Annotated in this window: 23 protein-coding genes and 1 riboswitch; all 23 genes read left to right on the top strand. The window is 35.0% G+C overall.

Annotated elements, in window-relative coordinates:
* The first annotated feature begins 347 nt into the window (after positions 1–347).
* Complete coding sequence (locus AZF04_RS00420) at positions 348–1367, top strand: XdhC family protein (RefSeq protein ID WP_061947093.1); 1020 nt, start codon at positions 348–350, stop codon at positions 1365–1367.
* A complete protein-coding gene (locus AZF04_RS00415) occupies positions 1364–1999 on the top strand; it encodes a nucleotidyltransferase family protein (protein ID WP_061947092.1) in 636 nt (211 codons plus the stop codon). Before AZF04_RS00420 ends, AZF04_RS00415 begins: the two co-directional genes overlap by 4 nt.
* Before the next feature lie 10 nt (positions 2000–2009).
* Positions 2010–2894, top strand: a complete 885-nt coding sequence (locus tag AZF04_RS00410; protein WP_061947091.1) for an FAD binding domain-containing protein — start codon at positions 2010–2012, stop codon at positions 2892–2894.
* Positions 2891–5209 (top strand): xanthine dehydrogenase subunit D, encoded by a 2319-nt coding sequence (gene pucD / locus AZF04_RS00405; RefSeq protein ID WP_061947090.1) that lies wholly within the window; start codon positions 2891–2893, stop codon positions 5207–5209. Before AZF04_RS00410 ends, pucD begins: the two co-directional genes overlap by 4 nt.
* A complete protein-coding gene (locus AZF04_RS00400; protein ID WP_061947089.1) occupies positions 5154–5645 on the top strand; it encodes a (2Fe-2S)-binding protein in 492 nt (163 codons plus the stop codon). Before pucD ends, AZF04_RS00400 begins: the two co-directional genes overlap by 56 nt.
* Positions 5633–5732, top strand: a riboswitch (purine riboswitch). Its footprint overlaps the gene before it by 13 nt.
* Positions 5733–5760: 28 nt before the next feature.
* Positions 5761–7110 (top strand): 5'-deoxyadenosine deaminase, encoded by a 1350-nt coding sequence (locus tag AZF04_RS00395; protein WP_061947088.1) that lies wholly within the window; start codon positions 5761–5763, stop codon positions 7108–7110.
* Positions 7111–7532: 422 nt separating this feature from the next.
* Positions 7533–7964, top strand: a complete 432-nt coding sequence (locus AZF04_RS00390) for a disulfide oxidoreductase (protein ID WP_061947087.1) — start codon at positions 7533–7535, stop codon at positions 7962–7964.
* A complete protein-coding gene (locus AZF04_RS00385) occupies positions 7961–8437 on the top strand; it encodes a thioredoxin family protein (protein ID WP_052340072.1) in 477 nt (158 codons plus the stop codon). Before AZF04_RS00390 ends, AZF04_RS00385 begins: the two co-directional genes overlap by 4 nt.
* Before the next feature lie 469 nt (positions 8438–8906).
* Positions 8907–10403, top strand: a complete 1497-nt coding sequence (zwf, locus tag AZF04_RS00380) for a glucose-6-phosphate dehydrogenase (RefSeq protein WP_061947086.1) — start codon at positions 8907–8909, stop codon at positions 10401–10403.
* A 357-nt stretch (positions 10404–10760) separates the two neighbouring features.
* On the top strand, positions 10761–12644 hold the full coding sequence (locus AZF04_RS00375) for an LTA synthase family protein (RefSeq protein WP_061947478.1): 1884 nt from the start codon (positions 10761–10763) through the stop codon (positions 12642–12644).
* A 109-nt stretch (positions 12645–12753) separates the two neighbouring features.
* Positions 12754–13536 carry an ABC transporter ATP-binding protein gene (locus AZF04_RS00370; RefSeq protein ID WP_061947085.1) on the top strand — a complete coding sequence of 261 codons (783 nt, stop codon included), beginning with the start codon at positions 12754–12756 and terminating at the stop codon, positions 13534–13536.
* Positions 13537–13733: 197 nt separating this feature from the next.
* Positions 13734–14180 carry an RrF2 family transcriptional regulator gene (locus tag AZF04_RS00365; RefSeq protein ID WP_061947084.1) on the top strand — a complete coding sequence of 149 codons (447 nt, stop codon included), beginning with the start codon at positions 13734–13736 and terminating at the stop codon, positions 14178–14180.
* Positions 14164–14331, top strand: a complete 168-nt coding sequence (locus AZF04_RS20480; protein WP_081766590.1) for a YezD family protein — start codon at positions 14164–14166, stop codon at positions 14329–14331. Before AZF04_RS00365 ends, AZF04_RS20480 begins: the two co-directional genes overlap by 17 nt.
* A gap of 42 nt (positions 14332–14373) precedes the next feature.
* Positions 14374–15438, top strand: coding sequence for a sulfate ABC transporter substrate-binding protein (locus AZF04_RS00360; protein WP_412459186.1), 1065 nt, complete (start codon positions 14374–14376; stop codon positions 15436–15438).
* A 99-nt stretch (positions 15439–15537) separates the two neighbouring features.
* The gene (gene cysT, locus AZF04_RS00355; RefSeq protein WP_061947082.1) at positions 15538–16374 is read left to right on the top strand and encodes a sulfate ABC transporter permease subunit CysT; all 837 of its coding nucleotides are present in this window, start codon (positions 15538–15540) and stop codon (positions 16372–16374) included.
* Positions 16375–16388: 14 nt separating this feature from the next.
* Complete coding sequence (cysW, locus tag AZF04_RS00350; RefSeq protein ID WP_061947081.1) at positions 16389–17261, top strand: sulfate ABC transporter permease subunit CysW; 873 nt, start codon at positions 16389–16391, stop codon at positions 17259–17261.
* Between the two features lie 7 nt (positions 17262–17268).
* The gene (locus AZF04_RS00345; protein WP_061947080.1) at positions 17269–18348 is read left to right on the top strand and encodes a sulfate/molybdate ABC transporter ATP-binding protein; all 1080 of its coding nucleotides are present in this window, start codon (positions 17269–17271) and stop codon (positions 18346–18348) included.
* 80 nt (positions 18349–18428) lie between these two features.
* Positions 18429–18719, top strand: a complete 291-nt coding sequence (locus AZF04_RS00340; RefSeq protein WP_061947079.1) for a hypothetical protein — start codon at positions 18429–18431, stop codon at positions 18717–18719.
* Positions 18720–18823: 104 nt separating this feature from the next.
* On the top strand, positions 18824–19330 hold the full coding sequence (locus AZF04_RS00335; protein WP_061947078.1) for a hypothetical protein: 507 nt from the start codon (positions 18824–18826) through the stop codon (positions 19328–19330).
* A gap of 96 nt (positions 19331–19426) precedes the next feature.
* The gene (ssuE, locus tag AZF04_RS00330) at positions 19427–19948 is read left to right on the top strand and encodes an NADPH-dependent FMN reductase (protein ID WP_061947077.1); all 522 of its coding nucleotides are present in this window, start codon (positions 19427–19429) and stop codon (positions 19946–19948) included.
* Positions 19949–20086: 138 nt separating this feature from the next.
* Complete coding sequence (locus tag AZF04_RS00325; RefSeq protein ID WP_235599892.1) at positions 20087–21328, top strand: S1C family serine protease; 1242 nt, start codon at positions 20087–20089, stop codon at positions 21326–21328.
* A 2-nt stretch (positions 21329–21330) separates the two neighbouring features.
* Complete coding sequence (locus AZF04_RS00320; RefSeq protein ID WP_061947075.1) at positions 21331–22197, top strand: foldase protein PrsA; 867 nt, start codon at positions 21331–21333, stop codon at positions 22195–22197.
* A gap of 533 nt (positions 22198–22730) precedes the next feature.
* Positions 22731–23831: a branched-chain amino acid aminotransferase gene (locus AZF04_RS00315; protein ID WP_061947074.1), complete on the top strand. Its 1101-nt coding sequence runs from the start codon at positions 22731–22733 to the stop codon at positions 23829–23831.
* Positions 23832–23857: the final 26 nt, after the last annotated feature.

Genomic DNA, 23857 nt, shown 5'->3' with positions numbered 1-23857 from the left:
CTCATGTGAACAACAACAAAAGTCGTCTACGAATATCCCCCTTTTCGTTTTCGATAACGAAATCCCTCATCTATCTTTAGTAGATAAAAATTAACAAGACTTTGTCGACAGGTATTTTGTTAGACTTAAATCAAAAAGGTCCTTCATTATTCCAATTTTAATAATTTCACGTACCATATTAATTTAGCCAATGAATACAAAAGAGAAATGATTATGTGATTAGATCTTACAAATGAATGGCACATCTTTCACTTTTTGGTTATGATACTCAAAACTAATGGTAGTAAATCACAGATTCAATGACAGAAAGCCTCATTATTTATTGGGTTTAGGTTGGGGGTATCTAAATGAATGATTCTAGCTATAGCATTAACAATCAAATCATTAAAGCATCTGAAAAAGATTATTTGGCTACGATTGTTAAAGTGGAAGGTTCAGCCTATCGTAAGGAAGGAACCATGATGTTATTTTGTGAAAATGGTCAACGCTATGGAGTCTTGAGTGTAGGTTGTTTAGAAGAGGATATAGCTAATAGAATTCAACAATTAAAAAAACCGAGTAGTATGCTTCTATCCTTCGACATGAAATCAGAGGATGATTTATCTTGGGGAGCTGGTGCGGGTTGTAACGGTATCATTCATGTTCTTGTAGAGTCATGCTCTGAGAGTATTCGCAAAACGGCCATGATTATTCAAACATATTTACGTAATGGAGAAGAAATAACACTTTATAAAAAAATCGAAAAAAATCGCTCTTTTTCTACAGTCATTTTAAAAAAGAATCAGATGACTGTTTACCAAAATGGCAAAGATTTTATTCAGACTGATGATATCAAACAAGATAAAGGAACGGCAGGGCTAGTGAGTTTATCTAAAAAGGATTATTTATATTTTCAATCGTTTCTTCCGAAAAGAAACGTATTCATTTTCGGAGCGGGAGATGATGTTAAACCGTTAGTATCCTATTTAGAGCCTTTAAATTTTCAAATTGTCATTTGTGATTGGAGAGAGGGTTATATAAGTAACGAACGCTTTCCTCAAACGTGTGAAAAAAAGTTAATTTCCACAGATAAGATATTACAGCAAATTGAAGTTAAAGATGACGATTTTGTCATTCTAATGACCCATCAATTTCAAAAGGATCAAATTCTATTAAAACAGCTTCTAAAACAAAACATTTCGTATATTGGTATTTTAGGATCAAAATCGAGAACTGAGAGATTATTAGAAGAAAAACAAATCCCCGCTAATGTTTACAGTCCAATTGGTGAACACATCCATGCAGAAGGTCCAAATGAAATTGCCATAAGTATAGTAGCCCAACTAATCCGTATGAAACAAATAAAGGTTCAAGAAGTCGGGTCATGAACAATAACCGAATTATAGGAATCTATCTTGCTGCTGGTTTATCAAAGAGAATGGGCGTGTCAAAGCTTTGGTTACCCTATCAAAATGATTATTTAGGAGTAATAGCTTTAAAAACGGCATTATCAAGTCAATTAAACGGGCTGATTGTTGTATGTTCTCATTATAAGGATGTACAACAATTCAAAAATAGCTTCACTATGAACGAATGTGACCGTATTACTTTTGTTATAAATGAAAAAGCTTATTTAGGTCAATCTTCGTCGGTTAGAGCTGGTGTAAAAGAAGCTATTTGTCAAAAAGCTGACGCCATTGTCACGATTCTTGCTGATCAGCCTTTTATAACAAGGAGAATGATTGATGTCTTAATAAAGAAGCGTACTCATTTTAAAGAGCAACATAAAGACATTACATTTATTACTTCGTGTCAAGGAGGAACAATTCAACCCCCTATCTTATGTAATGAAAAAGCGTTCTCTTCTTTATTAAGTCTAAAAGGTGATAGAGGTGCCAAAGCGATAATTTTAGGAACAGACCCAGATTTTGTTCATCATATAAAGTATGAAAATAAGAGACTTTTTACTGATATTGATACCATGAAGGATTATCATTTTATTAAAGAAAAATTAGAATGAGGTGAATCAAATGAGCCATGTGCCCCAAATATGGCTTCCAGTTACTATAGAAGAAGCCTGGAAAATAAAAAACACATTTAGAAATAATTCAGCTTATATAGCAGGAGGAACAATCTTGAGGCTGCAAGAGGAAAAGGGCATTTCCAAACCAGACCACCTTATTAGCTTAAGAGAGATTCCTAGCTTACAGGAAGTAAGTCACTCTCAAAATGATTTCTTATCTATTGGCAGCAATGTAACTCTATCCTATTTGCTCAAGCACCCATTTATACAAAAATATCAAAATAGTCTAATTTCAGCAGTTAAAGAAATCGCCGCTCCTGGTATTAGAAATCAAGCGACTATTGGCGGAAATATTGGTTATCAATATGGAGATTTAATTCATGTCCTTTTATCTTTGAATGCACAAATTTTATGGTATGACGGAGTAAGTGAACAAACGAGTTTATTACATGAGTTTTTAGAATTAATGATAAATCAAGCCGAAACTTTTTCTAACGCTATAATTATTAATATTTTGATACCTAATCGAGCAGCTGATTATGACCATACTTTTTATTTTGAGAAGATAGGTAGAAGGGAAGCTTTTACTCCTTCCATAATCTCTATCTCTTGTTACTTAGAGCTCCAAAAAGGATTTAAGATTGATGAGTGTCGAATAGCTGTTTCATCTAGTCAGCATTTTCCCGAACGACTATTAAGAACGGAACGATTAATGAAGGGAAAAACCTTAACGAAGGAAGAGATTAATGAAATGTATAAAGTTATTCTTTTAGAATATAATCCTGTTGATGATCCGTTTGCATCCGCAGAATACAAAAAAAGGATGGCTGCCAACTTGTTAGCCTCTTTTTTAGTGGAGAAATTGTTAGAAAGGAGTGAAATACATTCATGAGATTACAATCAGAATTAAAACATTCTAGAAAAAGATTACGTCCAGATGGAGCGATAAAAGTAACCGGAAAATTGAAATATTTAACGGATTTTACTTTTCCGAACATGTTATATGGAAAGGTGTACCGAAGTGACCATCCACACGCTGAAATTCTTTCTATTGATATAAGTAAAGCGGAAAAGCTTGATGGAATTGTAGCCATATTAACAGCAAAGGATGTACCTGGACTGAATGGATTTGGAATTGTCACTCCAGACCAACCCGTTCTTTGTGATTCCATCGTTCGGTTTACTGGAGATGCAATAGCCTGCGTAGCTGCTACCTCCATTCAAACTGCTGAGAAAGCTATAAGCTTAATTGAAGTAACTTACAAACCATTATCGGTTATTACTTCACCAGAGGAAGCATTAAAGGATGATGCCCCTCAATTATTCCCTAGTGGGAACATCCTTCATGAAGCTTCTTTCTCTCATGGAGAAGTAGAGAAAAGTTTAGAGGATGAATGTGATGTGGTAATTTCAGAAACGTATGAATTGCCAAGACAAATGCATTCATATATGGAAACAGAAGGAGGAGTGGTTGTTCCTCATGAGGATGGAAGTATAACAGTATATGTAGGAACACAACATGGCTATAAGGATCGTTTTCAATTATCTAGAATTTTGAATTTACCCGAAAAGTCCATTCGGATTATTTCAAGTCCAATGGGGGGATCGTTTGGAGGAAAGGATGAATTAAATATTCAGCCTTATGCTTCTCTTTTAGCTTTAAAAACAAAAAGACCGGTCAAAATCCATAATAAACGAGTTGAATCAGTAAGAGCAGGAATCAAAAGGCATCCGATGAAAATAACGATGAAAACGGGAGCGAAGAATACAGGGAAAATAGTAGCCCATCAAGTGAAAATAGTAGCTGATACAGGTGCCTACTCCACTCTTGGTCCAGCGGTTTTAGATTTTGCAGTCGAGCACTCTACAGGTCCATATCGGATTGAGAATGTTGATGTCCATGGTATTTCTGTTTTTACTAATAATGGAGTGTCTGGGGAGTTTCGAGGCTTTGGAGGTAATCAAGTTACATTTGCATTAGAAGGACAACTGGATCGGCTAGCGGAAAGGTTAAATATTTGTCCATTATATTTAAGAGAGTTGAATATTCGAAATGAACAGGACCGAGGGTCTTTGGGGCAGCGTATTGCCCCTACAAATGGAGCGCGCCATGTTTTAGAGCATTGTTTAAAGGAGAAGCAAACAAAGAGCTTTAAACCACAATCGAACAGACCTTGGCTGAAATATGGGAGAGGATATGCTATCACTATGCATGGTGGAGGGCTTGGCTATGGAAGACTCGACCCGTCAGGTGGTCGTTTAACTTTAAGGAAAGATGGTTTGATTGAAATTGCTTTTGGATTTGAGGAATTTGGTCAAGGAGTATTAACGGTTATAGAAACCATTGTCACAGAAGAGTTAGGCTGTCATGCTTCTGATTTGAAAATAGTTATTGGTGATACAGAAAAAGTTCCTTCATCAGGTTCATCAACAGCTTCACGAGCTACAAGTATGGTTTGGCATAGTGTACAAAATATGAAAGTAACTTTTCTAAAGAAAATGTTAAAAGCCGCTTCTGAATTAACGAAATTATCTGAAGTCGAATTAACGATTGGACCTGGGGGGATTTACGAGAAACAATCATCACAAAATTTCTTACTCTCTTTTAAAGATTTAGCCAATCGCACAATAGAAATCATGACTGAAACGGAAATACAATTCCCGACAACTCCTGATCAAATAGATTCGGGTCATTATTTGTTTACCTTTGCTGCAGTTACAGCAGATGTTGAAGTAGATTTACGGACTGGTAAAGTAAAAGTGATTGATTTATCACAGGTTATATCTGCTGGACCTGTTGTCAATGAGTTAGGATATTTGGGACAGATTGAAGGTGGGGGCATCATGTCATTAGGCTATTCATTAATGGAGGACGCAAAAATGGAGCAAAGTCGTTACGTAACAGATAATTTCGATACGTATTTTATTCCTACCGTTAAAGATACACCTGAGCATTTAGAAGTTAAGGCAATCGAAACATTAGCAAAGGGGGATCATTTCGGACCTAGAGGAGTAGGTGAAATTGGAACGGTTGCTGTAGCACCTGCGATTGTAAAAGCTGTTCATGATGCGACCGGTAATTGGCTTAATCAACTACCAATTGATAGAGAACGACTAATGAATATGACTAAATGGAACATGGAGGTGCTACATGAATCGTCATACAATGACTCCCCCTTTTCAGTTGAAAATAAGTGTGAACAATGAGCCATTTACTTTAAATACGGAACCTACGAAACGAGTCGTGGATATTTTAAGAGAGGATTTACAATTAACGGGAACAAAGGTATCTTGTGAAATTGGCAGATGTGGAGCCTGTTCCATTCTTGTTAATGGTCGTTTAATGAACGCATGCATGACAATGGCTTTTCAAGTGAACGGCATGACGATCGAAACGATTGAATTCCTTGCTTCTCAAAAAGAGCTAGATCCGATTCAACAAGCATTTATAGAAGAGGGTGGTTTTCAATGTGGTTATTGCACACCTGGTATGATTATAGCGGTCAAAGCGTTATTATCGGAGAATCATCATCCGACAGATGAGGAGATAAAAGAAGCATTATCTGGTAATCTATGTCGTTGCACAGGCTACGCAGGAATTAAAAGAGCCGTTCAACGTGTCATTCATTCTAATTTAATGTAGTTTCATAGCGTATAACCTCAATAATAAGGTTTGAGGGTCTCTACTTGGAACCGATAAATCCTAACTACGTTAAAAACTTTATGGTAGGTATTTATTAAGGAGGAAAACAAACGTTATGAATAAACTTTTGATTAAGAATGGTACCATTATTACAATGAATCAAGAGCGAGATATTTTTACTGGTGATTTATTAATTGAAGCGACAAAAATTATCGAAATCGCTCCAAAAATTGAACAAACTAGTCAAGTAGACAGAATAATCGATGCAACCAATAAATATATCATACCTGGTTTTATTCAAACTCATATCCACTTATGTCAAACGATATTCCGTGGTAAAGGAGACGACCTTGAACTAATGGATTGGCTTAAAAAGCGAATTTGGCCTTTAGAAGCTGCTCATGATCCCGAGTCGATCTTTTACTCTGCCATGCTAGGTATTGGAGAGCTTATTGAAAGCGGGACCACAACCATTGCTGATATGGAGACGGTTCACCATTCTAATGAGGCTTTTGAAGCACTTGCTCAATCTGGTATTCGTGCTATTTCAGGAAAAGTCATGATGGATAAAGGGGCAGGGGTTCCTAAAAATTTACAAGAAACGACAACCGCTTCTCTACAAGAAAGTGTTGATTTAATGGAGAAGTGGCATCATTATGATAATGGCAGGCTTCATTATTCGTTTGCTCCTAGATTTGTCCTTTCCTGTACGGAGACATTATTAATAGAAGTTCAGAAATTATCTGAAGTAAACCAAATTAAAGTTCATACTCATGCTTCTGAGAACAGAGAAGAAATTAAACTGGTTGAAGCAGAAACAGGGATGAGAAATATAATATATTTAGACCATCTTGGGTTAGCTAATGAACGGCTTTTGTTAGCTCATTGTGTTTGGTTAAATAGTGAAGAAAAAAGGGTCATAAAAGAAAGAGGCGTTCATGTAAGCCATTGCCCAGGTTCTAATTTGAAATTAGCTTCTGGTATCGCTGAAATTCCTGAGCTTCTACAAATGCAGATGTCGGTTTCACTAGGAGCGGATGGTGCACCATGCAATAACAATTTAGACATGTTTCAGGAGATGAGATTAGCGGCTTTAATTCATAAGCCTAAAAATGGTCCAACGGCGATGGACGCTACGACCGTTTTTGAAATGGCGACCATTAATGGAGCTAAAGCTTTAGGGTTAGAGGCTGAAATTGGAAGCTTAGAGGTAGGAAAAAAAGCTGATTTAGTCATTCTAGATTTAAATCAATTTCATAGCTATCCTGCTTTTGATGTCGATCCTATCTCAAGAATTGTTTATTCAGCTACGCGCTCAGATGTTGAGACTACTATTGTGAATGGGCAAATTTTAATGCAAAATAAAGTAATGAAAACCATAGATAAAAGTGTGATTTTAAAAGAAGCGGATCATTCCATATCAAGATTAATTAAGAGAATTCCACATCTAGCTAGTCGTTTATAAGGGTTCAAAAAACATTTTCTTCTTGTTGAAGAAAGTGTTTTTTTGTCAAATCATATGTATTGAATGTTTGTGAATTCAATCGTAGATTGTAACGATAGGTAGTGACTGCCAAAGGATGAGCGCCGTGTGAAGATCCACTCTGACGAAGCGCTGCGTAGTCAGAGTTAGCTGAAGACAAGCCCTTGGGAAAGCATCTACCTAAAGTGAAAATCAAAAACCTAATCGTTTCCGTTTTCATTATAAAATATGAATAAAGAAATGGATTCATGTAAATAAATGAAAAAATCTCTTTATTAATCGCTTACTATAATATATTAACTAGAAAATATAATGTTCACTAGATTGACAAGCATTTAATTTTTTTTTAACGTATAATAGTGAAGGTAGTAAATGAGTTGAATTTGTCGAAATGAGGCAGATATATGAAGAAAAAAATCGAAAATTTAATGTTGTTTGGCTGGGCGACCTCCCTTATTGCCACATTAGGGTCTCTTTATTTTTCTCAGGTAAGGTTGTTTGAGCCATGTACATTATGCTGGTACCAGAGAATTTTAATGTACCCAATTGTTCTTATTCTATTAATTGGTATTATTAGAAAAGATAGTTCTGCAGCTATATATTCATTCTTTTTATCAATAATAGGACTATGCCTTTCTACGTATCACTATGCTTTACAAAAGATGACCTTTCTTAATGATGCAGCACCAGCATGTGGACGAGTTCCATGTACGGGGCAATACATAAATTGGTTCGGTTTTATAACCATTCCATTTTTAGCTGGTACGGCTTTTTTAATCATTAGCATTGTTAGTTATGTCGTTATAAGAAATCGAAGAGGTGAAAATAAATCATGAAAAAACTTATCATTTTTGGTTCAGTAATCGTCGTAATCTTTGCCGCTTTAGTACTTGTTACAAATATGCAACAATCTCAGGAATCTGGGGATAATGTTTACAATAAAAGTAGACTAGATCCAGCAACCGTTGACCAATTAGACGACCCTAATTATCAAAATATCGTGTTACCAGAAGAGCTTGAAGAGAAAATAGAAAATGAAGAAGATGCAACCGTTTATTTCTTCAGTCCTAAATGTCAGTATTGTCAAGAGGTTACGCCAAGGTTAATGCCTATTGCGGATGACATGAATGTTAACCTGCTTCAATATAACTTGTTAGAATTTGAGCAAGGATGGAATGATTTTAATGTTGATTCAACTCCTACGCTCGTTCAATACAAAGATGGTGAAGAGGTATTTAGAATCGTTGGGGCAGCATCTAATGAAGATTACCAACAATTCTTTGAAAGCTATACGTTAAATGAAGAGTAATTCACACCTAACAGCCCAAGCTTACGTTAAGTAACTGGGTTGTTTTTTTATGAAAATTGCCTTTTTTATGGTTTTTTGACTAGTGATTATTAAGATTAGGATGAAGATATTTTACCTTTGTGAACAAAAAGCCTTTTTTAAAAGCTTGTATTTCATACTATTTTCGACTATACTTTTTATTTGTTAGAATATTCTTTCATTAAAAGTTTTGGTTGATATATTTGATTTTTCTTTCATTAAAACGGTAAAATAAATCGTTAAGGGAACAAAAATATCCACTACTTAAACAATAGGGACTTTCAATACAATTGTTATTTACATCTTTGAAATATGAGTTATACTATTAACAATGTTGCTTTAACGTGAAAGAGAAAAAAGTTAAAGTTTGTCTCTATGAATGAATATTGTTTACTGCATTATATAAAATGGTAGGAGTGTAATGCCAGGATAAGAGAGGAAATGAGAACGTATGAGTGAAAACCATAATCCAAAAACAAGCATCGTTTTATTCGGTGCAACAGGCGATTTGGCAAAACGTAAGCTCTACCCATCCATTTATAATTTATACATAACTGGGAAGCTTTCTGAGCAGTTTGTCGTCATTGGAATTGCTAGAAGACCTTGGGATGACCAAACATTAAGAGATAATGTAAGAAAAGCGATAGAAGAAGCTCATCTGCCTACTGATAACATCGAGCAATTTTGTAATCATTTCTTTTATTTGCCTTTCGATGTAACAGATACGAAATCATACCAACGTTTGAATCAAAGGTTACAGGAACTCGAAACTGAATTTCATATACCTGGTAATCGTATATATTATATGGCTATGGCGCCAGAATTTTTTGGTACAATCGCCATACAGCTTAAAAATGAAGGGGTTACACAATCCGATGGTTGGAATCGCTTAGTGATTGAAAAGCCATTCGGACACGATTTACCTTCTGCTCAGAAATTAAATAATGAGATTAGAGAAGCCTTTACAGAAGATCAAATTTATCGAATTGACCATTATCTAGGTAAGGAGATGGTCCAAAATATTGAAGTGATTCGCTTTGCAAATGCCATCTTTGAACCATTATGGAACAATCGACATATATCAAATATTCAAATTACTTCAAGTGAGGTTTTAGGTGTAGAGGATCGTGGTGGCTACTATGAAACCTCAGGTGCACTAAGGGATATGGTTCAAAACCACCTATTACAAATGGTTTTATTATTATCGATGGACCCACCTATACGATTAGCAACAGATGAAGTAAGAAGTGAAAAAATTAAAGTACTTCGGGCGGTTCGTTCCATTTCCTCTGAAGAAGCTGATGATTACTTCATTCGTGGACAATATGACGCTGGCACAATTCAGGATCATCAAGTCCCAGGATATAGAAGTGAAAAGAATGTAAATCCTGAATCCAAAACAGAAACATTCGTTTCCGGAAAGCTAATGATTGACAACCATCGTTGGGCAGGAGTTCCTTTTTATGTTAGAACGGGAAAAAGAATGGCTCAAAAATCGACAAAAATAGTCGTACAGTTTAAAGATCTACCATTGAATGTTTATACTCAAAAAAATGAAAAGCAGGATTCTTCGATTCATCCGAATTTATTAGTCATTCATATTCAACCTGATGAGGGGATTACTCTAATTTTAAATGGTAAAAAAATTGGTCTCCTTGGTGAGACAATTCCTGTAAAGTTAGATTATAGTCATACTAGCGTTGATGGTGTAAATACACCAGAGGCTTATGAAAGACTAATATATGATTGTATGCTAGGCGATGCGACGAACTTTGCGCATTGGGATGAAGTAAACCTATCTTGGGCGTTAATAGACCCCATTTCTGAAGCGTGGTCTGATTCAAACAAAGATATTGCTAAATATGAGGCTGGAACGATGGGGCCAATTGAATCAGAGCGCTTGTTAGAAAAAGATGGGTTTAAATGGTGGCCTTTAGAGAAATTATAACAATGTATTTTGGAGAAGAACTTTTAGTCTATGTAGGCTGAAAGTTCTTTTTTGAAATATGAAGTAAAGGTAAAGGTTTTGTAAAAGACGATGGTCGGATCTTTTTATGAATAAAAGGTAAAAAAAATGAAACCTTTTTGAATGATATCTCGTCTAAATTAAGTAGATGGCAGAATAACAGCTCGTTTATTCGATTATTTTGTCGGTACTTCTCATGATCTTACACATTATTTCTATTGACTTATTTTGGCATTCCGTTAAGATTATTAATGTTAACTTAAAAAAAGAGAGAGAAATATAAAGAAAAAGTTAATATGTTTTATGGATTAGGAAGGGGAATTTACATTGAAATTAAATATGACGAAAGTGAAAAACTTTTTTTATAGGTTACAATTTTTTTCATTAGCAGTCTTTTTTTTATGGATAAAAACGTATCTCGTTTATAAAATTGGCTTTAATATTCCGTCGGAAAATCCTTTGCAAGAGTTCTTACTATTTTTCAACCCGCTTAGCTCTGCAATATTAATAATAGGGATTGGTTTCTTTTTTTCGTCAAAAAGGCGAAAATCGGCGATTATCGTATTAACAACGATTGCGACTTTAATACTTTACTTTAATTTATTATATTATCGCTTTTTTACTGACTATATTACGATCCCTGTTTTGTTCCAAACGAGTAATATGGGAGATTTAGGGTCTAGTATTCGTGGATTAATTCATTGGTATGATTTTTGGTTATTTATCGATATTGCTATTCTATATTATTTTAAGAGAAAAAGAGCAGCCTTTAATTTGAAGCCACTAAAAAGAGAGCCTTTATTAATAATGGCTGTTGCGGTTTCGATTTTTGTTGTTAATTTAACGTTAGCACAGGCTGAAAGACCTCAGCTTTTGACTCGCTCTTTCGATAGAGACCTTATCGTTAAAAACATTGGGATTTTTAACTATCATATATATGATGGATATTTACAATCACAAACGCGAGCTCAGCGAGTATTAGCAGATAGCTCAGACTTTGTTGAAGTTGAGCATTATATTAAATCAAATTATAAAGAACCAAATGATGAATTGTTTGGTATAGCAGAAGGCAAAAACGTGATTTTAATCTCTATGGAATCGATTCAAACATTCGTCATTAATAATGATATGAATGGTCAGGAGATTACACCATTTCTTAATTCTTTAATTGATGAAAGTATTTATTTTGAGAATTTCTATCATCAAACAGCTCAAGGTAAAACGTCTGATTCTGAATATCTAGTTGCAAATTCAATGTTTGGTAGAGATAGTGGATCGGTTTTCTTCACTCATGCCGGAAACGAATATGATGCGACACCTAGTAATCTAGGAGAGGAAGGCTACTTCACTTCTGTTATGCATCCTAATAATAAAAGCTTTTGGAATCGTGACATGATGTATCAATCTTTGGGTTATGATCGCTATTTTGATATTAATAGCTACGATGTTAATGATGAGAATTCTGTTGGTTGGGGTTTAAAGGATGTAGATTTCTTTGAACAATCTATTGATTTATTGAAAAGTCAACCAGAGCCATATTATACAAAATTTATTACATTAACAAATCACTATCCGTTTGATTTAGATGAAGAGGATAAATTTATTGATGAATATGATTCTCGCAGTAGAACGTTAAACAGCTTCTTCCCTACTGTTCGGTATATGGATCATGCTCTAGAAGTATTCTTTGATCGACTAAAAGAAGAAGGAATTTATGAGGATTCGATATTTATTTTATATGGTGACCATTATGGTATTTCAGAAAACCATAACCGTTCTATGGCGATGTTCTTAGAAAAAGAAGAAATAACACCATTTGATACGATTCAATTGCAAAGGGTTCCTATGTATATTCATATACCAGGTTATGATCAAAACCATGTTAGCGAAATGATAGGTGGACAAATCGATATTAAGCCGACATTGTTACATTTACTAGGGGTTGATACAAAGGATATGTATCATTTTGGTAGTGATTTAAATTCTCCTGAAAGAGATTCATTTGTTGTTCTTCGAGATGGAAGCTTCATAAGTGATGATTATATTTATACTAGAGGAATTTGTTATGATAAGCAGACAGAAGAAGAAATAGATGCTGAAAGCTGTGAACCTTATTTTGAACGAGTCAATCTTGATCTCAATTATTCCGATAAAATTCTTTTTGGAGATTTATTACGCTATAAAAATCCAGAAGAAGAGTGGAAGACCGAATCAGAAAAATAATGTAGTTAGTAAAACCTTCAAAGTCTTAGGATTTGAAGGTTTTTTTACTTTGACAAAGTGAGGGAGAATCAAGATATAATATAAGGATATACAGATAGGAGGGTGCAGAATGAAAGTAGATTTACGAAATGTCAATTGGAGAAAAAATAAAAAAACTCTTTTAGATAGGATTAATTGGCAGGTAAAAACTGGTGAGCATTGGGCGATTTTAGGATTGAATGGTTCAGGAAAAACATCATTACTTAAATTAATAACAGGCTTTGAATGGGCAACTGATGGCCAGGTTACAGTTCTAGACCAAAAATTTGGTCAAACTAATATCCATGAATTACGCAAACGAATTGGTTGGGTCAGTACGGCCCTTGATGAAAGGTTTGCTACAAGGGCGACGGATACCGTATTAGAAGTTGTTTTAAGCGGGAAATTCGCTTCAGTTGGTATTTATGAGGAAGTTCAGGAGAGCTTGATAGACGAAGCACTAGAGCTCCTTAAGCAGCTGAAAATGGAGCATTTTGCACATGCTACGTTCCAACATTTATCACAAGGTGAAAAAAGGCGAACCATGATTGCGAGGGCTCTCATCGTTAAGCCAGAATTATTAATATTAGATGAGCCATGTAATGGACTAGATGTTTATATAAGAGAACAGCTATTAGAGACGATAGAGGAAATTACTCAATTAGAAACAGCACCCACTATTTTATATGTAACGCATCATCTTGAAGAAATTGTACCGAGCATCAGTCACGTTTTGCTTTTACATAATGGACAAATAGTAGCAAAGGGAAATAAAGGAGAAATGTTAAATGAACATAATCTATCGCAGACATTTCAGCTTCCTGTGACCTTGCAATGGAATTATGATAGACCTTGGCTACAAATAAAAAAGTAAGAAATTTTAGAAAAGTTTTAATTCACACTTGACAGGTATGATTAATATGAATAATATTATAGATACAAATAAGATATAATGCTGATCGGACAACCGAAGGCCTTAGCTAGATCAACTCACTAGTTAAGGCTATTTTTTTATTTTTGGATAAACCCGACTTAACATATCTTAATACTTATAATTAAGAGGTGGAAGCAATGAGAGTGTCAAGTAAAGGGGAATATTCGCTAAGAGCCTTAATTGTTTTAGCTAAGCAACCTGATAAAAGGTTTAAAGTGAAGGAAATAAGTGAGGAAACGTTAGTTCCTGCTCCCTATTTAGAAAAGCTATTGGCTCAGTTAAAAACACTTGATTATATATCAAGTAAAAGAGGATTGGATGGGGGCTTTCAATTAAAGCAAGACAGTCAAGATATTTTTATTGGTGATGTTATTCGTCGATTAGAGGGGCCACTAGCACCAATGGGATGTGTAAGTGTCACTTCTTATGAACCATGTGTGCTGGAGTCTACGTGCTTATTACAGCCATTGTGGGGGATTGTTCGTGACACCGTTGCAGAAGTGCTGGACCAAACCTCTTTAAAGAACCTTTTAGAACAAAACATTCAAACAAAAGGAGGGGCTCAAAATGGGGCAATACGATAAACATAAGGCAGAAGAAATCAAAAAAGCAGTTGAAAAGATTGCTTTTGGGACAGTTTTAATCACCATTCACGATCATCAAATTACACAAATTGATGCTACGGAGAAAGTTCGTTTTGCACAGCAAAGAAAAATAAAAAAGAGCGGCTCATAATATAAAATCATGACAAGATAATGAAAAAATTGGGTAGGGGAGTTGGAAAGGATGCAAAAATTCAAGTGGGTATCAGGTCTAGGATTAATAATGATTGCCGGGTTGGTATTATCCGGGTGCCAAAATGAGCAAGCGTCAACAGGTAATGAAGAGTCAAGCTCAGGTGGAGAAGCAGGAGAGAACATAGAAATTCTTAACGTTTCCTATGACCCTACGAGAGAATTATATCAGGATTTTAATGAAGAATTTATAAGTTATTGGAAGGAAGAAACCGGACAGAATGTAACGATAAACCAATCTCACGGTGGCTCGGGTAGTCAGGCGCGCTCTGTCATTGATGGATTAGAAGCGGATGTAGTAACCCTTGCATTAGCGTATGATATCGATGTTTTACATGATTCTAGAGAGCTAATACCGGAAGACTGGCAATCACGTTTAGAGGATAATTCTACTCCATATACTTCAACAATCGTTTTCTTGGTACGAAAAGGAAACCCTTATAACATTCAAGATTGGGATGACCTAGTAAAAGACGATATTTCAGTTATTACTCCAAATCCAAAAACTTCTGGAGGAGCCCGTTGGAACTACCTGGCGGCTTGGGGTTATGCACTAGAAGAATATGGTAGTGAAGAAGCTGCTCAAGATTTTGTTAGTAAGTTATATCAAAATGTAGAAGTTCTAGATTCTGGTGCTCGGGGAGCAACCACTACCTTTGTTGAAAGAAAGATAGGTGATGTTTTCTTATCGTGGGAAAATGAAGCTTATTTAGCTATTAATGAGCTAGGAGAAGACGAGTTTGAGATCATAAATCCTTCGATTAGTATTTTAGCTGAACCTCCTGTCTCTGTTGTAGATACAAATGTAGATAATAAGGGAACGAGAGAGGTTGCGGAAGCCTATTTAGAATATTTGTATACCGATATTGGCCAAGAATTAGCTGCTGAGCATTATTATAGACCGAGAAATGAGGAAATCTTGTCTCAACATGATATTTTTCCTGATATTCAATTATTTACAATTGATGAGGTTTTCGGAGGTTGGCAAGAAGCACAAGAAGTACACTTTAATGATGGTGGAGTCTTCGACCAAATCTATCAGCCTTAAAGGCTATCAACTCCTCTCTTACTTTTTCGTCCAGGTGAGAGAGGAAAAGATGGTGATAATCGATAGAGCTTTTTATAAGTGCAGAGAGGAGTTTAAGTTTTGAGGCGCAAATGGAAATTTAAGCAATATAGTGTATTACCTGGATTTGGTCTAACCTTTGGATTCACCATGATGTATGTGACTTTACTCATTCTAATTCCATTATTAATGATTTTCTTTAATACATTTGAAATGGGGTGGGAGCGTTTTTGGGCGACGGTAACAGACCCAAGAGTGGTCGCTTCCTATAAATTAAGTTTTGGAGCAGCTTTTGTTGCAGCTTTTATAAATGCTATTTTTGGAATGCTTATAGCTTGGGTACTTGTACGCTATGATTTTGCTGGAAAGAGAATACTAGATGGATTAATTGATTTACCCTTTGCATTACCTACAGCCGTAGCTGGGATTGCTTTAACAACGTTATATGCTTCCAATGGCTGGGTAGGACAATATTTAGATATTTTAGGGATTAGAATCGCTTTTACTCCACTTGGTATTATGGTGGCTTTAACCTTTATTGGTTTGCCTTTTGTTGTCAGAATGGTTCAGCCTGTTTTAGCAAGTATTGAAAAAGAGTTAGAAGAAGCATCAGCTAGTCTAGGAGCAAATCGGTATTATACATTCACTAAAATTATTGTACCTATCGTACTACCTGCGCTTTTAACAGGATTTGCACTCGCATTTGCTAGAGCGTTAGGAGAATATGGTTCTGTCGTATTTATATCCGGAAATATGCCTATGCGAACAGAAATTACCCCATTGTTAATTATGACTAAATTAGAACAATTTGATTATCAAGGAGCAACTGCTATAGCAGCAGTTATGCTGGTTATTTCGTTTTTTATGCTTTTATTTATTAATCTCATTCAATGGTGGAGTGGGAGAAGACATGCGTAAAAGGAGAGTTTTCAATGTCTAGCTTGACACCCATTAAAACAACTAAAACCATACCAGGTCCCAAGTCAACTAGTGAATCAAAAACCGTTCAATGGACATTAATTACGATAGCCCTTATATTTTTAACATTGTTTTTATTGCTACCGTTAGTGGCTATTTTTATAAAAGCTTTTGAACAGGGCATATCTGTTTACATGGCATCGATTACGGAACCTGATGCACTATCAGCCATTAAGCTAACCCTACTGGTCGTTGCGATTACAGTACCATTAAATACATTATTTGGTCTAATGGCAGCCTGGTTAATATCTAAATACTCATTTCGAGGAAAAAGCTTTTTAACGACGATTATTGATTTACCATTCTCCATTTCACCTGTCATTGCAGGACTTGTTTTTGTATTGTTATTTAGTGTACACGGATTAGTGGGTCCCTTTTTTATCGAAAGAGGCTTACAGATTATTTTTTCATTACCTGGAATTGTATTAGCAACAATGTTTGTAACCGTTCCTTTTGTTGCAAGAGAATTAATTCCTTTAATGCAGGCACAAGGAACAGCAGAAGAAGAAGCCTCTGTTACTCTTGGGGCTAACGGCTGGAAGACATTCTTGCATGTTACACTTCCCAATATAAAATGGGGACTCATCTATGGAATGATTCTTTGTAACGCTAGAGCCATTGGTGAATTTGGTGCTGTGTCCGTTGTTTCTGGAAAGATAAGAGGGATGACGAATACAATGCCCTTACATGTAGAAATTTTATACAATGAATACCAATTTACCGCAGCGTTTGCCGTTGCATCATTAATGTCTATTTTAGCCATTGTGACAATCATTGTTAAGAACTCAATAGAATGGAAAGCAGCGAATCATAAGAAGGCGGTGTAACAAGAAAGTGTCTATTCACATTCAAAATATATCTAAAAGCTTTGGAGCCTTTCAGGCACTGACAGATATTAACGTAAATATTGAATCGGGGGAATTAGTAGCTTTATTAGGTCCCTCAGGTTCTGGAAAAACATCACTTTTAAGAATTATTGCTGGTCTTGAACAACCGGATGGTGGGCAAATTTATTTTGATGAACAGAACATGACTACTGTTGAGGCAATCAAACGACAAGTTGGGTTTGTTTTTCAACATTATGCATTATTTTCTCATATGACAGTTGCAGATAATATCTCTTATGGACTTCGTGTTAAGCCTAAAAAAGAGCGACTTTCAAAAAAAGATATAAAAGATAAGGTGAATGAGCTTCTTTCATTAGTTAAATTAGAAGGATATGACAAGCGTTTTCCAAGTCAACTTTCTGGTGGGCAAAGACAACGCGTTGCTCTCGCTCGTGCTTTGGCGGTTCAGCCTAAAGTGTTGTTGTTAGATGAGCCATTTGGTGCTTTAGATGCAAAGGTCCGTAAAGATTTACGTAAATGGCTTAGAAAATTACATGATGAATATCATATTACGAGCGTGTTTGTTACACATGACCAAGAAGAAGCTTTAGATGTATCTGATCGGGTAGTCGTTATGAACGAAGGGAAAATCAAACAAATTGGCTCTCCGGATGATGTATATGAAAATCCAAATAGTCCATTTGTTTTTGATTTCTTAGGGAATGTAAATATATTTAAAGGCCGTATGCAAGAAGGGGTTTTTGAAACATCAGGCTATCAAACTAGTAATATAGAGAATAATATAAAAGATCAATCTCAAATTGCCGAAGAAGCACTTGCTTACACAAGACCACACCATTTTGATATTCAGTTAGAAAAGGACGTTGAATTTTTACCTATCACTGTGCAATATATACATGCAGTCGGTCCAATTGTATTTTTAGAGGGACTACGTGAGAATGGAGAATCCATTGAATTAGAAGTAGAAAAAGAACGATTTTCTCAACTTCAATTAAAACTGAACCAAGTAATCTATGTTAAGCCTAGACAAATGAAAGTTTTTTTACCAGAAGAATTCTCAATATAATCTATGAGTGCTGATCGGTTAACCGAAAGCTTTTATTTCTAAATGAAATAAAGGCTTTTTTTAGGAGGAATCCATTATTTATGAAAGGGTTTAGCTCGTTTTTCATGATCCCTTATTTTATCGCACCACCTTCTATCCTTTTTCATGAAGAGTTTATGAAAAAGGATACCGACTTCCTATCTTGGAAGGCTATGAGAATAGCTTATAAACATGAAGATCATCTTTTGTTAACGATTTTTATTGATTTTGATAGTGACAAGTGGAATCAATTCGTCAAGGAACGTACCTACTTCTCTGATTGGTCAGAGATGCTAAAAAAAGCTGAAGAAGGCTATTTGGAAAGGTATCCTTATGGTCCATTCAATTACTAAACTTTAATGCTGTACTTAAAGTGTTGATTTTTCTTATCATTATGTTATAATCCTTATTAAACAACTAGGAATATTAAGAATTAAGAAAAGTGTGGGGATAATCGATGTCCTATCAAATAACGCTCGTAGAAGTACCTACGAATGAGCCATCATTAAAATGCATAGAGAAAGCATTAAAAGTTCAGCTAGACAAGTTTGGTGAATTGATTTCAAATGTTACTTTAGATTGTTTTTATGAAAAGGATTCTAGAGAGCAGGCTTTTCAAGCTGTTAAAGAGGCTAATTTGATTATTTTATTGTTTGAGGCGAAAGAAAATCCATATAAACAAATGATTCATTTCCTTCAAACCTTTGAGCACACGTTTTTTAAAGGTAAAATGCTTCTTCCTGTAATTATGGGAGGAACCCAGGTACATGCTTCCATTATTGAAATTAGTTTAAAGCCGATATTAAATCGAATTGTTTCGACCGAGCTGATTCCAACTATGTATGTCATGGAAAAGAGTGAAAAAAAATCGTATCGCTGTGAACGAAAAGATTCTGACCAAGAAATTAATGAATATTTATTTTCATTATTAAAAAAGTATATACCTTTAACTTTTTATATTTAATTCCCCGACTGGATGACCAGAGGTGTAGCTACAAAATTAAGTAGCTATACCTTTTTGTTTTTGTCTTTAAACTTGTTTAAAGGAAGGTGCCATCATATGAGTCATATAGTGATTTTATCTGGAAGTCCAAAAAAGAATTCACGTTTGAATGGAATGATTCAATACGCAAAAGAATATGCTGAAAATAAATCAGAGACTGCTGAAATATTGCATATTATAGATTTGCCCGCACAAGTTCTAATAGAAGGATTGTATCAAGATCAAGCTTTACAAGCTTTTCATGAATGTATAAATAAAGCTAAAAAAATAATAGTGGCTACTCAAGTATATAAAGCTTCTTTTACAGGAGTATTAAAAACATATTTAGATTTAATTCCTCCAAAAGGCTTTAAAGGCAAGGATATATTACCGATTGTTCTAGGGGGGAGCTTAGCTCATTATTTAATGCTCGACAACAGTTTAAAGCCTGTTCTTGCTAGTTTAGAGCCAGATAACATAAGAAGAGGAGTTTATACGATAGAGCAGGATGTGAAATGGGTAAAAGAGGACCAGTTACAAATAAATGAACAAGCAAAAACGAGACTGGACAAAGCATTTCATGATTTTCTAGACCATTAATAAATCTGGTAGGCAATATAAGGGGAGGTAGTTCCCTTATATTGTTTTTTTATTTTAATCATTTTATGTTTTTGACATTTGCTTGACATCTTTCTTATTTATGATGAGAACAAGAAAATAAGATGGATGGTGAAAAACATGCACGAACACGAAAATGAAAAAATTCCACAGAAAAAAAGGGATAAAAAAGGCCGTTCTATTATTACAGGTTTTGCAGCAGGAGTGGTTGGTTCATTTTTAACATTGTCTATTGTCCCATTAACAGGTTATTATGAAGATATAGTAGCTAATCAAATTTCTTATGCAAGTGAAGCTGATGCCGAAGAAACAGAGGTAAACAAACAAGTAGAAAGTAATCATGATGATACTCATGCTCACTCCATCTCTGAAACGATAGAAGAAGCTTCAAAATCTATTGTTGGTGTTATAAATAAACAAAAACAATCATTTCCTTCTTTCTATCAAACCCAAACAAATGAATTAAACAATGAAGCTGTTGAAGCAGGTACAGGATCTGGTGTCATTTATAAAATTAATGAACAGGAAGCCTATGTCATTACAAATCAACATGTAATTGAAGGAGCAAGTGAAATCGATGTCTCATTAGAGTCTGGTGAAACCGTTCAAGCAGAATTGGTCGGGTCAGATATTTTAACGGATATAGCGGTTCTAAAAATTGATGCAGACTCTGTTGAATCGACTTTATCATTTGCTAATTCAGATGATTTAAGAGTAGGTGAACAAGTACTAGCTATTGGAAATCCTCTAGGTCTTGATTTATCTCGTACGGTTACACAGGGAATTGTATCTGCTTTAAATCGCTCTATTTCAGTGGAAACATCGGCTGGTGAGTGGGATTTGGATGTAATACAGACAGACGCAGCCATAAATCCAGGTAATAGTGGAGGTGCGTTAATTAATACATCAGGAGAAGTAGTGGGCATAAATAGTTTGAAAATTGCCGAAAATGGAATAGAGGGTCTTGGCTTTGCTATTCCAAGTAACGATTTAATCCCACTGGTAGATGAATTAATAGAATCGGGGCAAATTTCTCGTCCTTATTTAGGGATTGGATTAGCAAATCTTGAGCAAGTTCCGCGGAGCTATTTACCAAATCTACCGGTTGAAGTCGAGACGGGTGTTGCCGTTACAGCTGTAGAACCAAACTCATCTGCTGAACGAGGCGGTTTACAGTCTGGCGATGTTATTGTTACACTAGCTGGTGAAGATATTCAAAACTCTACTCAACTTAGAAAACAGCTCTATCAGCTTTCAGTAGGAGATGAGGTTGACGTGGAAGTATATCGTCAAGGAGAACTTCTTGAAATTACCATTCAATTAGCTACAGCAAACCAAAGTAATTTAGACAAAGGGGAATAAAGATGAAGAAAAATGTAATTTATGGTTTATCCATAGCGGTCGTTTTAATCGGTGCTATCTTGCTAGGAATAACGGTTTCAGGTTCGCCGAATGTAATGGCAAGTATTAACGGTGAAAAAATTAAAGAAGAAGACGTACAGAATCTTGTTATGGATCAATATGGGACAGAAGGTTTAGAAACACTAGTGACAAATAAAGTTATTGAATTAGAAGCCGAAAAACAAGGTGTAACGGTTTCTGACGAAGAAATAAACGAAGAAAAGCAAAGATATTTTGATTTGTATGGTGGAGAAGAGGCATTTGAAGAAATGCTTGCGTTAAATGGTGTTTTGATGGAGGATATTGAAAATGACATTACTCAATATTTACTTTCAAGAAAAATGATTGAGCCGTCCATCGAGATTACAGATGAAGATATTCAAGCGCATTTTGATTCTAATAAAGAACAATATAATCAACAAGAGCAAGTGGAAGCAAGCCATATCTTAGTTGGAAGTGAAGAAGAGGCTGAGGAAGTAATCGAAAAATTGAATGATGGAGAAGCTTTTTCAGAATTAGCCGCTGAATATTCAACAGATGAATCCAATAAAGATAATGGTGGTGAACTAGGCTTCTTTGGTCGAGGAGAAATGGTTGAAGCCTTTGATGCAGCGGTATTTGAAATGGATATAGATGAAATTAGTGATCCTATTGAAACTGATTTTGGTTTCCATGTTGTACAAGTTACTGACAAACTTGAAGCAGAAGAAGCCGTTTTAGAGGATCACAAAGAAGAGGTTGAATCCGCACTTCTTGATCAAAAAATTCAAGCACAATATAATAGTTGGTTATCTTCCGTTAAAGAAGAATATGATATTCAATATTTTTAAAATAGCTTAATTAGGTTGGATAGAAGCTATAATAATGATTCATTTATGTAATTGATGCACAAATAACGAACAGGACCCTGTTTCTTTTTAAGAAGGAGGGTCCTGTTGAATTTGTAAATGATCTATGAAATACATATTCTAGCTGACACAAGGCACGGAGGTTTCAGTAGGATGAAGTGACCAAGACGTAATCTGCTTTGAACAGCAGAGTGTCCAGGGGGATGCAAAGTGTCTAAGCACCTAAAAAGTGTCAAGGTTTTTATTTATCAATATTATCCCGACTTTTTTTCTATGCTTCCACTATTCTTTTGTTATACAACAATTTTAAAAAAATTTTTGACTTCATTTTTATTTAGAATAATCAAAAAAATAAAGCGTTTTCTATGTTGATATATAAGGTTTTGTTCGTTTTTTGTTTTCTTATAAGAAAACGTTATAATCTATAACACAGTCTCAAAGGAATAATTTTAAGTCTTGAAATCTTTAGAATGAACTTTTAAAATGTGATTAGCGGTCAAAAGGAGATGAAAATAGTGAGTAGTAATAAATTGCAAATCATCAAAACGATGCAGCCTAAGGAAAAACCAGATGTAAATCAAGTTAAATTTGGTTCGGTTTTTACTGATCACATGTTTAAAATGAATTATACAATCGATAAAGGTTGGCATGATGCCAAGATTATTCCATATCAACCGATTACATTAGATCCAGCGGCAATGATTTTTCATTATGGACAGACAGTTTTTGAAGGGTTAAAAGCATACAGAACAAATGATGATCAGATCTTACTATTTAGACCTGAACAAAATATGAGAAGACTTAATTCTTCAAGTGAAAGACTTAGTATTCCGCAGATAGATGAAGAAGAAGTATTATATTACTTACAACAGCTTATTTCAATCGAAAAAGATTGGGTTCCTAAAGATCCAGGAACTTCTCTATATATTCGTCCATTTATTATCGCAACGGAAAATAGTTTAAATGTGAACCCATCATGTTCATATACTTTTATGATCATTCTATCTCCAGTTGCAGCTTATTATCCTGAAGGTATAAATCCTGTTCGGATTTATGTTGAGGAACAATTTACCCGAGCCGTAAAAGGTGGAACAGGGATGGCAAAAACTGCCGGTAATTACTCAGCTGCTTACAATGCCCAAAGTGCTGCTTCTACATTAGGTTACTCACAAGTTCTTTGGTTAGATGGATTAGAAAAAAAATATATTGAAGAAGTAGGGAGTATGAATGTTTTCTTCAAAATAAATGGAGAAATTATTACTCCTGAGTTGAACGGAAGCATTTTAGAAGGTATCACTAGAAAATCACTTATTCAGCTATTAAATTCTTGGAATGTTCCGGTTGTGGAAAGGAAAATAACCATACAGGAAATAGTAGAAGCTTATGAAAAAGGTTTATTAGAAGAAGCCTTTGGAACAGGCACAGCGGCTGTTATATCTCCTATAGGTGAATTAATTTGGAATGACCTTTCTATTAAAATTAATCAAGGAGAAACGGGAGAAACGGCTAAAAGACTGTATGATACTTTAACCAAAATTCAAACAGGTAAAATTTCAGATCCATTTGGATGGACTCAACAAGTTAGAGAATTAGACGAAACGATTCCATCACATTAATGCTTCTGCCATTTTTTATTTTTATA

The sequence above is a fragment of the Alkalihalobacillus trypoxylicola genome (assembly GCF_001590785.1).
Classification (GTDB): domain Bacteria; phylum Bacillota; class Bacilli; order Bacillales; family Bacillaceae_D; genus Alkalihalobacillus; species Alkalihalobacillus trypoxylicola.
This window is presented reverse-complemented; position numbering and strand designations above follow the sequence as displayed.